Source organism: Pedobacter sp. N36a (genome assembly GCF_014472395.1).
Taxonomy (GTDB): domain Bacteria; phylum Bacteroidota; class Bacteroidia; order Sphingobacteriales; family Sphingobacteriaceae; genus Pedobacter.
Genome location: NZ_JACSZW010000011.1, coordinates 119,404 through 132,019, shown reverse-complemented (window position 1 = coordinate 132,019; position 12,616 = coordinate 119,404). Strand labels below are relative to the sequence as shown.

General features: G+C 42.0%; 10 protein-coding genes. 8 read left to right on the top strand and 2 right to left on the bottom strand.

Going from position 1 to position 12,616, the window contains the following annotated elements:
* The first annotated feature begins 2 nt into the window (after positions 1 to 2).
* From H9X96_RS19445 to H9X96_RS19420, 6 genes are all read left to right on the top strand, one after another.
* Positions 3 to 1,628 carry a TSUP family transporter gene (locus H9X96_RS19445; protein WP_187667869.1) on the top strand — a complete coding sequence of 542 codons (1,626 nt, stop codon included), beginning with the start codon at positions 3 to 5 and terminating at the stop codon, positions 1,626 to 1,628.
* Positions 1,629 to 1,630: 2 nt separating this feature from the next.
* Complete coding sequence (locus tag H9X96_RS19440; RefSeq protein WP_187667868.1) at positions 1,631 to 2,335, top strand: phosphoadenylyl-sulfate reductase; 705 nt, start codon at positions 1,631 to 1,633, stop codon at positions 2,333 to 2,335.
* A gap of 11 nt (positions 2,336 to 2,346) precedes the next feature.
* The gene (cysD, locus tag H9X96_RS19435; protein WP_187667867.1) at positions 2,347 to 3,252 is read left to right on the top strand and encodes a sulfate adenylyltransferase subunit CysD; all 906 of its coding nucleotides are present in this window, start codon (positions 2,347 to 2,349) and stop codon (positions 3,250 to 3,252) included.
* Positions 3,252 to 4,502 (top strand): sulfate adenylyltransferase subunit 1, encoded by a 1,251-nt coding sequence (locus H9X96_RS19430; RefSeq protein WP_187667866.1) that lies wholly within the window; start codon positions 3,252 to 3,254, stop codon positions 4,500 to 4,502. Before cysD ends, H9X96_RS19430 begins: the two co-directional genes overlap by 1 nt.
* A 366-nt stretch (positions 4,503 to 4,868) precedes the next feature.
* On the top strand, positions 4,869 to 6,275 hold the full coding sequence (locus tag H9X96_RS19425; RefSeq protein ID WP_187667865.1) for a glycogen synthase: 1,407 nt from the start codon (positions 4,869 to 4,871) through the stop codon (positions 6,273 to 6,275).
* Between the two features lie 11 nt (positions 6,276 to 6,286).
* Positions 6,287 to 7,558 carry a glucose-1-phosphate adenylyltransferase gene (locus H9X96_RS19420; protein WP_187667864.1) on the top strand — a complete coding sequence of 424 codons (1,272 nt, stop codon included), beginning with the start codon at positions 6,287 to 6,289 and terminating at the stop codon, positions 7,556 to 7,558.
* A gap of 111 nt (positions 7,559 to 7,669) precedes the next feature.
* On the opposite strand, the gene H9X96_RS19415 is transcribed toward H9X96_RS19420, so the two are convergent.
* Together H9X96_RS19415 and H9X96_RS19410 are read right to left on the bottom strand one after the other, a co-directional pair.
* Positions 7,670 to 9,031 carry a PAS domain-containing sensor histidine kinase gene (locus tag H9X96_RS19415; protein WP_255431175.1) on the bottom strand — a complete coding sequence of 454 codons (1,362 nt, stop codon included), beginning with the start codon at positions 9,029 to 9,031 and terminating at the stop codon, positions 7,670 to 7,672.
* A complete protein-coding gene (locus H9X96_RS19410) occupies positions 9,028 to 10,398 on the bottom strand; it encodes a sigma-54 dependent transcriptional regulator (protein WP_187667863.1) in 1,371 nt (456 codons plus the stop codon). The genes H9X96_RS19415 and H9X96_RS19410 overlap by 4 nt, the downstream gene beginning before the upstream one ends.
* 179 nt (positions 10,399 to 10,577) lie before the next feature.
* On the opposite strand from H9X96_RS19410, the gene H9X96_RS19405 reads away from it, so the two are divergent.
* On the top strand, positions 10,578 to 11,822 hold the full coding sequence (locus tag H9X96_RS19405; protein ID WP_187667862.1) for an efflux RND transporter periplasmic adaptor subunit: 1,245 nt from the start codon (positions 10,578 to 10,580) through the stop codon (positions 11,820 to 11,822).
* An 86-nt stretch (positions 11,823 to 11,908) separates the two neighbouring features.
* Positions 11,909 to 12,607: an ABC transporter ATP-binding protein gene (locus tag H9X96_RS19400; protein ID WP_187667861.1), complete on the top strand. Its 699-nt coding sequence runs from the start codon at positions 11,909 to 11,911 to the stop codon at positions 12,605 to 12,607.
* Positions 12,608 to 12,616 lie beyond the last annotated feature (9 nt).

The window sequence follows — 12,616 nt, the reverse complement described above, 5'->3', positions numbered from 1 at the left end:
ATATGGAAGGCAATCAATTATTTCCTGTCTTCATTAAATTGAACACCATTCGCACAGTGCTGATTGGTGCAGGTCCGGTTGGACTGGAGAAATTAGCAGCCATATTATCAAATAGTCCTGAAGCCCGCATTCGGGTAATTGCAACCGAGGTTTTACCGGAATTTAGGGAACTGGCTGCCGCTCATGAAGGGGTGATCATTCTGCAAAGGGAATTTATGACCGGAGATCTGGATCATGCCGATCTGGTGGTCGCCGCAACAAATAACAATGTATTAAACCAACAGATCAGACTGGAAGCCGATCAGCGAAATCTGCTGGCGAACTTTGCGGACAAGCCGGATCTGTGTAATTTTTACCTGGGTTCGATCGTGAAAAAGGGAGACCTGAAAATAGCGATTTCTACCAATGGGAAGTCACCAACGATTGCGAAACGCTTAAAAGAAGTATTGAATGAAAACCTGCCGGAAGCATTGATTGATACTTTAGGAAACATGGAAGCTTTAAGAAGTACTTTAAGCGGGGATTTTGCGGAGAAGGTAACCAGGTTGAATGAAGTCACCTCTATTTTAGTGGCTGAAAGAGGTTCAGCGAAAAATGGATTTTCAAAAGTGAGTAAGGTTTTAAATGATCAGGCCATTTCAATTGAAACAGGGAATGCTATGGAAAGTCAGTCGGCGGGAACGAATGTAGTTTCAAATGAAACTCTGCTGGCTGAAAATGATGCGGTTCCTGAAAAGAGCGTAGATAAGGTTAAGAAAAACTTCAAATGGCTGATCTGGACCTCAATCGTGCTTTCTTTTGCTATCGTCATTACTGCTTTCTGGCATAAGGAACCTGAATTTCAGGCTTACCTGACGCAATTGGATCCCATGTTTTACTGGTTCCTGATAGGTGGGTTTGTGTTCGCGATGATTGACGGTGCCATTGGGATGTCGTATGGGGTAACCTCTACTTCATTTTCTCTGGCGATGGGTGTTCCCCCTGCCTCAGCGAGTATGGGTGTCCATCTGTCGGAAATTCTGAGCAATGGTATTGCCGGCTGGATGCATTACCGTTTCGGAAATGTCAACTGGAAGCTGTTCCGTATGCTGCTGATTCCAGGAATTGTGGGCGCTGTAGTAGGTGCCTACCTGTTGTCGTCATTAGAACATTATAACCATTATACGAAGCCCATCATATCAGTGTATACCCTGATCCTTGGTGGTGTAATTCTTTCCAAAGCCTATCAAATTAACCGCGGGCTGAAAAACCCGAAAGGTAAAATTAAAAAAATCGGTCTTTTAGGTTTGTTTGGTGGTTTTATCGATGCTGTTGGTGGCGGTGGCTGGGGATCCATTGTTTTATCCAGCTTAATCGCAGGAGGAAGAAACGCAAGGTTCTCTTTAGGAACGGTAAAAATTACCAGATTCTTTATTGCCCTGATGAGCTCCCTGACTTTTATTACCATGTTAAATGGCGCACATTGGGAAGCAGTAGGTGGTTTGGTGATTGGCAGTGCATTGGCATCGCCGATTGCAGCGAGAGTATCGAATAAGATCTCTGTAAAAACAATTATGGTGTCAGTAGGTGTATTGGTAGTATTGGTCAGCTTACGCAGCATCATCAATTTTATCCTTAAAGAATTTTAGTCATGAAAGAAAATTTAACAGCAATAGCTGAACAAATAAAAGATAAAGATCCGGTAGAGGCCCTGCGTTATTTTGCAGCTGCTTATCCGGGGAAAATAGTGTTCTCCACCAGTTTCGGTTGGGAAGACCAGGTGGTTACACACCTGATTTTTGCAAATGATATTCCCATTGAAGTGTTTACCCTGGAAACAGGCAGGCTCTTCCCGGAAACGTATTACGTATGGAACAGAACATTAGAGAATTATAAAAAGCCGATCCTGGCCTATTATCCGCAAGCAGAAGCGCTGCAGGAAATGGTGAATGCCAAAGGGCCAAATAGTTTTTATGAATCGGTAGAAAACAGAAAAGAATGTTGTCATATTCGTAAGTTAGCGCCTTTGCAGAGAGCGATTAGCGGTAAAGATTGTTGGATCACGGGCATCCGTTCCGAGCAATCGCTCAACCGTACAGATATGACCAACCTGGAGTGGGATGAGCAAAATAACCTGCTGAAATTCCACCCTATATTTCACTGGTCGCTGGAAGAAGTAAAGGCCTATATCAAGAAACATAACATCGTTTATAATACCCTTCACGATAAAGGTTTTCCGAGCATCGGATGTGCTCCCTGTACCAGAGCGGTGCAAGAAGGGGAGGATTTCAGAGCCGGACGCTGGTGGTGGGAAGATCAATCAAAGAAAGAATGTGGTTTACATGCCACTAAGTAAAAGATAAGAAAATGAGTAAGTATAATTTAGATTATTTAGACGAACTGGAAGCCGAAGCCATTCACATTTTACGTGAAGTAGCCGGGCAATTTGAAAAGCCAGCATTGCTATTCTCCGGAGGAAAAGACTCGATCACCCTGGTACGACTTGCCGAAAAAGCATTCCGCCCGGGAAAGTTTCCTTTCCCACTCGTACACATCGATACTGGACATAACTTCGAAGAAACCATTGCCTACCGTGATACAATGGTGGAGCGCCTGGGCGAAAAACTCATCGTTGGTCATGTACAGGAGTCTATTGATCAAGGAAAAGTAGTAGAACAAACTGGAAAAAGTGCCAGCAGGAATTCCCTGCAAACGGTAACTTTACTGGATACCATTGCCAAACATGGTTTCGATGCCTGTATCGGTGGCGCACGCCGCGATGAAGAAAAAGCAAGGGCCAAAGAAAGAATTTTCTCGGTAAGGGATGAATTCGGACAATGGGATCCTAAGCGTCAGCGTCCGGAACTTTGGAACATCTATAATGGTAAGATTCATAAAGGAGAAAATGTACGTGTTTTCCCAATCAGTAACTGGACGGAACTGGATGTCTGGAACTATATCAAAAGAGAAAATATTGATCTTCCTTCCATTTATTTCGCACACCGCAGAGATGTGATCACCAGAAATGGTCAGCTGATGGCCGCTTCGCCATTCCTGAACATGGATGCAGATGATATCGTAGAAAATAAAATGGTTCGTTTCCGTACCGTTGGTGATATGAGCTGTACTGCAGCCGTAGAATCGGAAGCCGATCAGATCGAAGACATCATCAGCGAAATCAGTGCATCAAAAATTAGTGAACGTGGCGCGCGCATGGACGATAAGGTATCAGAAGCTGCTATGGAAGACCGCAAAAAAGGAGGGTATTTTTAATGAATTTATTGAAATTTTTTACCGCAGGAAGTGTAGACGACGGAAAGAGTACACTTATTGGAAGACTGCTTTACGATACAGATTCTATTTTAGCGGATCAACTGGAGGCCTTACAGCAATCTAACCGTAAAAATGACGATGGTACCATCGATCTGGCCATTTTAACAGATGGATTAAGAGCAGAAAGAGAACAGGGAATCACCATCGATGTGGCCTATAAATATTTTCAGACGGAAAAGCGTAAGTTTATTATCGCTGACACCCCTGGTCATATTCAATACACCAGAAACATGGTTACAGGTGCTTCTACCGCTAAATTGGCCATTATTTTGATTGATGCCAGAAATGGGGTAGTAGAACAAACGATCAGACATTCGTACCTGGTTTCTTTATTAGGAATCGAACATGTGGTGGTAGCGATTAATAAAATGGATATGGTGGATTACAGCGAAACAGTGTTCCACGCAATCACTGAAAAGTATAAAACACTGGCCGAAGAATTGAAGCTCAAAGCGGTAACGTTCATCCCCGTGAGTGCTTTAAAAGGTGATAACATTGTTCATGAGTCCCAAAACATGATTTGGTATCAGGGACGCAGTCTCCTGCATTTCCTGGAGACGGTAGATGTAGAGGATAAACAAAGTTATCACCTCGCCAGAATGCCAGTGCAATGGGTAGTGAGGCCTCAAACTGATGCGCTTCATGATTACCGTGGTTATGCAGGCAGGGTGTTAAGTGGTTCATTTAAACTGAATGATAAAGTAACGGTATTGCCATCAGGAAGCAGTTCCACCATCGATAGGATCGAAATTTTTGACCTTAGGCCAGAAGAGGTGCATGCCGGACAATCAGTTACGCTTCACCTGAAGGATAATATTGACATCAGCAGGGGCGATGTTTTAGTCAATGCAGCGCATTTACCGCAAAACTCGAAACTGATTGAAACAGATGTTTGCTGGATGGATAGTCGCCCGCTTGACGAAAGCATCACTTACTTATTGCAGCACAATAGCAAGGTCACAAAAGCGAAGATCAGCGAGATCATTTATAAAGTAGACATCAATACTTTGGAGAAACAGGATGCTGCCGACTTCAAATTGAATGATATTGGCAGGATTTTAATTAAAACAGCTGATGAGCTGGCTTTTGATCTTTATACAGATAATAAAGCGAATGGTGCAGCGATATTGATCGACAGCAGAACGAATTTAACGGTTGCTGCTTTGATGTTTAGAGCGGTTGCAGATTAGTACCCTATAAATTTTAAAAAAGTATTACCAAGATTAAAAAAGAAGCATTACTAAGAAAAGGTTGAAATCTTTTGCGCTGAAGGGCACAAAATTTTCTAGACCTTTTCCTTAGAACGCTTCTTTTTTTTTATCAATTGAGTAAGGAATTATACTTGCTTTTCCCTTCCCCTTTCCCCTCTACCACTATTCGGCGTTAATTTTGCTGTGAAAATTTAGGCTGTGGAGAGACCTGGAAAACTTTGCGCCCTTCAGCGCAAAAGATTTCATGCTCGAATAGCTAAATTTTTAATTAAAATTATTTGCAGGAATAATTGCCATTTTAGCTTGTATTGCCTATTTTATGATACTTTTAACCCCTTGAGAATTATGGAGATTATCCACCTGAGTGCAGAATGTTATCCTATTGCTAAAGTAGGTGGTCTGGGCGATGTTGTTGGCGCTTTGCCAAAATACCAGAATAAGCTTGGCCACGTTGCTAAAGTGGTCATGCCAGCTTATCAGACCAAATTTATGCAGGAAAATGAGTTTGAGGTGGTATATGATGGATGGGGGAAGCTGGGCTTTCATGATTTTCCAGTCAGAATTTTTAGAGAATTGACCAATAAGCTGGGTTTTGACTTATACCTGGTGCATATTTCCGGCCTAATGGACCGACCAAATGTTTACGGTTATGACGACGATACAGCGCGTTTTCTGGCTTTTCAAATTGCCGTATTGGATTGGATTGCGCAATGGGAACATAAGCCAGACGTGGTCCATTGTCATGATCACCATACAGGATTAGTCCCTTTTATGATGGCGTACGGACATCAGTTTAAAAAGTTAAGTCAGGTAGCTTCTGTATTGACCATTCATAATGCACAATATCAGGGGCAGTTTGGCTGGGATAAATTACATTATTTACCACCCTTTGATTTATGGAAATCTGGACAGTTGGACTGGAAAGGATCGATAAATCCATTGGCTGCGGCAATTAAATGCGCATGGAGAGTCACTACGGTATCACCAAGTTATTTGGAAGAAATTAGTTTTAAAGCCAATGGCCTGGAAGATTTACTCGCGCAGGAACGCTCCAAATCTGTAGGCATTTTAAATGGGATTGACAATGAGGTATGGGATCCACAGCATGATCCTATGCTGGAAAAGAAATATGCGATCCGTACTTTGGATAGTGGTAAAAAGGCGAATAAAGCGGCTTTATGTCGCGTGTTTAACCTGGATCCTGAAAAGCCGTTATTTACTTTTATCGGGCGATTGGTAGGAGAGAAGGGAGCAGATTTGTTGCCTGAGATTTTTTATAATGCCTTGTCAAAAGGAAATGGCGCGATTAATGTATTGGTTTTGGGATCTGGAGATCCTCAGGTAGAAGGTAGATTGATGCAGTTGAAAGAGGCTTTTCCAGGAAATTATAATGCGTATATTGGTTACAATGAACAGTTGTCACACCAGATTTATGCTGGGGCCGACTTTCTGCTGATGCCAAGCAGAGTAGAGCCATGTGGACTGAATCAGATGTATGCCCTGCGTTATGGAACCGTTCCTATTGTCCGTAGGATTGGAGGATTAAAAGATACAGTGATAGATATTGGAGATGGGGGTTTTGGTATTTGTCATGATCAGACTAGTGTTTGGGATGTGGGGCACGCGATAGGTAGGGCATATGAACTATATCAGGATCAGCCGAAGCTAAAGGAAATCCGAAAGTATATGATGCAATTAGACCACTCATGGGATAGAGCGGCTCAACAATATATTGATTTGTACCAAATGTAAACTGAATATTTATGACTGATAAAGTATTAGGCGTCATCCTGGGCGGTGGCCAGGGATCTAGGCTTTCCCCTCTAACACAAACGCGATCCAAGCCTGCTGTTCCTATTGCTGGAAAATACAGATTGGTCGATATTCCTATTTCTAACTGCTTAAATTCAGGCATACATCGCATGTTTGTCCTGACGCAGTTTAATTCCGCATCGCTGAATAAGCACATCAAGAATACTTATCATTTCAGCCATTTCAGCGCTGCTTTTGTAGATATTCTGGCAGCGGAGCAGACTCCCGATAACCCGACTTGGTTCCAGGGAACTGCCGATGCCGTTAGACAGGTGATGCACCATTTGCTGAACCATGAGTTTGAGTATGTACTTATCTTATCTGGGGATCAGCTGTATCAGATGGATTTCAATGAAATGGTCAATGCACATATTGCAAGTGGTGTACACCTGACGCTGGCCACTATTCCGGTAACGGCAAAAGATGCTACTGATTTCGGGATTCTGAAAACCAATTCCGACAATATCATTACCTCATTTATTGAGAAACCAGCCGCAGAATTACTGAAGGACTGGACTTCTGATACCGGAGAAGAGATGCGCGCAGAAGGACGTGAGCACCTGGCCTCAATGGGCATTTACATCTTCAGCAGAGAATTGCTGATCAAGATTTTTGCGGAAAATGCAGAAGAGAAAGACTTCGGAAAAGAAATTATCCCAAGGTTATTACAGTCGAACCGTGTGTTGAGCTATCAATATGAAGGATATTGGACCGATATCGGTAATATTTCTTCCTTCTTTGAAGCCAACTTAGGACTTACCGATGACCTGCCTAAGTTCAATCTTTTTGATAGTAAGCATAGTATTTTTACCCGCGCACGTATGCTGCCGCCTTCTAAAATATTAGGTACCACACTGGATAAAACCATTATTGCTGAAGGCTGTATTTTGCACGCCAAATGTATCAAGCATTCCGTGATTGGTATCCGCGCAAGAATTGGTAAAGGAACCACGATAGATAGCTGTTACATTATGGGCAGTGATAAATATCAGACATTAGAAGATTTAGAGATCGATCTGGAAAATAAAAAACCATGGATCGGGATCGGCGATAACTGCACGATTACCAATGCGATTCTTGATAAAAATTGCAGGATCGGGAATGACGTACAGATTAATGGAGGCGCTGAGCTTCCGGATAGCGACCATCCTTTATATACGGTAAAAGATGGTATTGTAGTCGTTAAAAAAGGCGCAATTATTCCTGATGGAATGGTGATTTAAAGCCAGGCAAATGAAAATGTGCTGCATAATTCATGCGGCATTATTTAAATAAATAGAAAAAGAATGCTTGTGAAAAGCAGCTGCTAGGGAGCCATGCCCTCAGCTGCTTTTTTATTGGTACCTGAATATCAAAGAGAATACCGTTTTTTCATAAGGAATGGAATTTACTTCCAGATTCCCATGGTGCATTTTCATGATGTTTCTGGTGATGGTTAGCCCGATTCCAGAGCCGTTCTTTCTGGTGGTAAAAAAGGGCACAAAGATCTTTTCAATCAATTCTGTATCGATTCCTTTTCCATTATCACTCACCTCCAGGTAAAGTTTATTCTGATCCATCCGATAATTGATTGCTATGGCCGGGTGTGCTACTCCTTCTAATGCATAAATACTATTCGTCACCAGGTTAATTAAGGCCTGTTCTACCAATTTTAGATCAATTTGAATGGTGATCTTAGAGGAGGTTTGCTCCACTTTAAGGATGATGTTTCGGCCGCTGGCAAAAGGCTGCATCAGTACTTTGATGTGCTGCAGGATTTCTCCTATCGTATGGTATTCCAGATCTGGGGTGGGTAATTCTGCAATCAGCCGGTAATCTTTTACGAAGTCCAGCAGGCCCTCAGACCTTCTTTTGATCGTTTTAATGGCTGGTTTTAAATCTTCCAGGTCTTCATGGTTTAAGGATTGTTTATCCGCAATCATACTGTTTACGGTGTCGGATAATGAGCTGATTGGGGTAATAGAATTTAATATTTCATGGGAGATCACGCCAATTAACCTATTCCAGGCTTCAGATTCCTTTTGCTCTATCTCATCTTTGATGTTTTGGAAGGAAATGATGGTATAATCTGTCAGGTACAAGTTTAAAGGGATGACTTCTGTAGAGAGCTGGATCTGCTTATCCTGGATTTTGAGCTCCATAAAGCGCTTTCCTCCTTTGCCAATGTCTTCAATTTCTTTGGCAAATGCGGGACTGTGCTGCGCGAGTCGGTGCCAATATTTATAGGCAGGAATCCCTAGTAAACTGGTGGCCGCCTGATTGAAAAATACGATTTCTGCTTGTTTCGAATCCTGCTCATTGTCTTTTACCACGATGACACCTACAGGCACCTGCTCTAATATGGTCTTGATCAATTGAAACATGGAATCTTTTTCCAGCTGCATGTTTTTTTGCGTCTGTATGATGTCGTTAAAAGACTCATACAGTTCTGGAAAACTTCCGCTGCTGGCTTTGTTTCTAAAGTTTAAGGTGCTGTCGCGGGTTTTTACCGCCAGGATGAAGCGCTTAATATCTTCTCTGATCTGGTTGATGTAATAATATAAATTGGTCAGCGCCGCAATCAAAAGAATACTCAATCCAGAAATGGTAAACCAGAGCTCTGTTCTTTTGATCAGATGATACAAGAGGATCCCTATTACATTGATGATAACCAGCCTACAAAGGAGCTGGAAGGTGAATCGTTTATAAAACATCATAGGTCAAACTTTTCTATGCGTCGGTAGAGCGCGGCACGGGTAAGGCCCAGTTCCAATGCAGCTCTGGAAATATTTCCTTTATGTTTATCGATTGCTTTCTGCACCATTAGCTTCTCCATTTCTTCCAGTCCCATTTCTGGCTGGATGACGGTACCTCCTCCGAATTTCTGCGGACTCAGCTGCAGGTCATGTGCAGAGATCTCCATGCCATCGGCCATAATCACGGCACGCTCAATGACGTGCTGCAATTCGCGTACATTACCTGGCCAGTGGTAACCCAATAGCAGCATTTCTGCTTTTGCTTCAAATTTATATAGGTTTTTATGGTATTTAGTGCTGAAACTGTGCAGAAAGTGATTGGCCAGCAGCGTAATGTCTTCTCCGCGCTGCGCTAATCCCGGTAATAGCAGTTCCACAGTATTGATGCGGAATAGCAAATCTTGCCGGAAAGTACCTTTTGCAACCATTTCATTTAAAGGCATGTTCGTGGCAGTGATCAGCCTGATATTTACTTTTCTTTCTTTGCTCTCGCCCAATCTGGTGACTGTTCTATTCTGCAGTACGCTCAGTAATTTAGCTTGCAGCGGCTGAGATAAATTGCCGATCTCATCCAGAAAAATCGTTCCGCCCTCAGCCAGTTCGAACCTGCCGGGTTTATCTTCTTTTGCATCCGTAAAGGCACCTTTCGCATAACCAAATAACTCACTTTCAAAAAGGTTTTCGTTGAGGGAACCCAAATCAACGTGCATGAAGATGGCATTTTTTCTTAGGGAATGCTTGTGTAATTCGTAGGCAAATACCTGTTTTCCTGTTCCGTTTTCACCCAATATCAAGACATTGGCATCGGTTGGAGCCACTTTTATCAGTGTGTTCTGTAAATGTTTGATCGGTTCGGAGTTTCCAACAATATGATCAAATTGTCTAGCCTGATCCTTTTGCAGAGAAGAATGAATCTTTTCCAATTTCTTCACCTTTTTGTTGGATTGCCTTAAACGAGAGGCGGAAGACAGCGTAGCAAACAATTTTTCATTTTCCCAGGGTTTCAGGATAAAGTCTGTCGCACCCTTTTTGATCGCCTGGACGGCCAGCTCCACATTTCCATAAGCAGTCATGAGGATCACCACATAGTCTTTATCAATAGATAAGATATGCTCTAGCCAGTACAATCCTTCACGGCCATCACTAGCCCCTTTTTGATAGTTCATGTCCAGTAATATGAGGTCTACTTCATTGTGACTCAATAATACATTGATCTCCTTAGGGGATTTACAGGTGATGACCTGACTGAAGTGCTGCTTCAGGAATAAGCGTGCACTTAGTAGGATGTCATCATCATCATCAATTACTAAAACATTTGCATCTATCATTATGGTATGAATTTAAACCAAAAATAAAAGAAACTGTTCGATGCTGTACAGCTACTGTCCGATTATGAACGATTTTTTGGATGTTGTTGATTTAAGTTATTGAAATACAGTAGGATAAATGTGTTTATTGGAATTGGCACAGCCTTGGCTTAGGGCTCAGCAATAAGCTTAAGATAAAAATGGATAAGATTATACAGAAGAAACGGTTCAACAAAAAAACGATATTAACTATTGTAGGCGCTGTTGTTTTAGTGGGCCTGGTGGCTTACGGATATAGCTTGTCCTTAAATAAGGTGTACAAAGCAGATGCAGAGAAAATAACCATCAACCAGGTGACTTTTGGTGATTTCGAGGATGTCGTATTATTGAATGCCAGTGTTGTTCCGCTGACTTCTGTGATTGTGAGTTCGCCGGAGGGTGGAACGGTTGCGGAGATCTTTACAGAAAACGGAGCATCCGTAGTAAAAGGAACGCCGCTATTGAGAATCACCAATCCAAATGCTTTATCTAATTATACGTCCAGCGAAACCAGTATTACCGAGCAGATCAATCAATTGAGAAAATTAAGATTAGATCTGGAGCAAAACCAAAGGGTAATGGGACAAGATATGATGGATATCGAAAACAGTTTGAGAACTGCAACCCGTAAATATAAAATTGACAGCGCCTTGTTCAAGAAAAGTGTGATTACCCGTGAGGAGTTTAATACTTCCAGTCAGGATTACGAATATTATCAAGGCAGAAGGGGAATTTTAAGGCAAGCGATCAAACAGGAAAACGAAGGTAGGGTAATGCAATTGAAACAGATTGACATTTCTATCGGAAGAATGAATGAAAGTCTGGAAACCATCCGACAAAATATAGAAAACATGACTATTAAGGCGCCTGTAGCCGGTCGTCTCTCCTCTTACGATCCGGTTATAGGTAAGTCTTACTCCCCTAATGAAATGTTGGGCAAGATTGATGTCATGCAAGGTTATAAATTGCAGGCCAGTGTAGACGAATACTATGTGAACAGAGTGAAGGAAGGGCAAACTGCCAGTGTGGAGTTCAACGGGAATACCTATAAGTTAGTGGTTAGGAAAGTCATCCCTGAGGTAACTGCCGGACAGTTTCAGGTCGAACTTGTGTTTGAAGGCAAAGCACCGGAAGACCTGAGAAGAGGTTTGTCTATGCAGGTGAAACTGACCTTGTCTGACAATAGTAAATCCTTACTGATTGCTCAGGGACAGTTTTTCCAAAGTACAGGAGGTACCTGGGTATTTGTCCTGAAAGATGGTAAAGCAACTAAAAGAAATGTGAAAATTGGTCGTAAGAACCATAAATATTATGAAGTATTGGAAGGCCTGCAAAAAGGAGAGGATGTGATTACTTCTTCTTATGATCAGTTCAATCAATATGATATTGTAGAAGTGAGTAAATAAGATAAATTTAGGTTAGTTAGCCCGTGGTTTGCGTTGACCCGGGCGCTTACCTACTAAAAAGAAACCCTGAAAGAAAAAATATAGCCATGATAAAAATTGAAAACCTGGAGAAAGTTTACAAAACCGAAGAAATTGAAACTACCGCTTTAAATGGAATTAACCTTCATGTGAAAGAAGGGGAATTTGTCTCGATTATGGGCCCATCAGGATGCGGTAAATCTACCCTTTTAAATGTGATGGGCTTACTGGATAAACCAGAAAGCGGTAGCTATAAATTTATAGACACGGAACTGCTGACAATGAACGATAAAGAACGTTCTAACTTCAGAAAACGCAACATGGGCTTTGTGTTTCAGAACTTCAACCTGATTGATGAACTGACTGTTTTTGAAAACATTGAGCTGCCTTTGATTTATAATAAAGTAGCCGCTCCAGAGCGCAAGCGACTGGTAAATGAAATCATCGAAAGGATGAATATCGTGAATAGGAGTGGACATTTTCCTCAGCAGCTTTCCGGTGGACAGCAGCAGCGTGTGGCAGTAGCCAGAGCGTTGGTGACTAAACCCAAATTGGTACTTGCCGATGAGCCTACTGGTAACCTGGACAGTTCTCATGGTAATGAAGTGATGGAATTGCTTTGTGAACTCAACGAAACAGGAACCACAATTGTCATGGTGACCCACTCTTCTCATGACGCCAGTTTCTCTAACCGCATCATCAATTTAAAAGATGGTCATGTGATCTCTGAGAAAATTAACAAGACCCGTACTGAAGAATTAATTTAAAATACCTCG

What these genes read in the sequence shown, in the direction of transcription:
- H9X96_RS19445 (WP_187667869.1), top strand. Translation starts at nt 3, where the DNA reads ATGGAAGGCAATCAATTATTTCCTGTCTTCATTAAATTGAACACCATT.
- H9X96_RS19405 (WP_187667862.1), top strand. Translation starts at nt 10,578, where the DNA reads ATGGATAAGATTATACAGAAGAAACGGTTCAACAAAAAAACGATATTA.
- H9X96_RS19425 (WP_187667865.1), top strand. Translation starts at nt 4,869, where the DNA reads ATGGAGATTATCCACCTGAGTGCAGAATGTTATCCTATTGCTAAAGTA.
- H9X96_RS19410 (WP_187667863.1), bottom strand. Translation starts at nt 10,398, where the DNA reads ATGATAGATGCAAATGTTTTAGTAATTGATGATGATGATGACATCCTA.
- cysD (WP_187667867.1), top strand. Translation starts at nt 2,347, where the DNA reads ATGAGTAAGTATAATTTAGATTATTTAGACGAACTGGAAGCCGAAGCC.
- H9X96_RS19415 (WP_255431175.1), bottom strand. Translation starts at nt 9,031, where the DNA reads ATGATGTTTTATAAACGATTCACCTTCCAGCTCCTTTGTAGGCTGGTT.
- H9X96_RS19420 (WP_187667864.1), top strand. Translation starts at nt 6,287, where the DNA reads ATGACTGATAAAGTATTAGGCGTCATCCTGGGCGGTGGCCAGGGATCT.
- H9X96_RS19400 (WP_187667861.1), top strand. Translation starts at nt 11,909, where the DNA reads ATGATAAAAATTGAAAACCTGGAGAAAGTTTACAAAACCGAAGAAATT.
- H9X96_RS19430 (WP_187667866.1), top strand. Translation starts at nt 3,252, where the DNA reads ATGAATTTATTGAAATTTTTTACCGCAGGAAGTGTAGACGACGGAAAG.
- H9X96_RS19440 (WP_187667868.1), top strand. Translation starts at nt 1,631, where the DNA reads ATGAAAGAAAATTTAACAGCAATAGCTGAACAAATAAAAGATAAAGAT.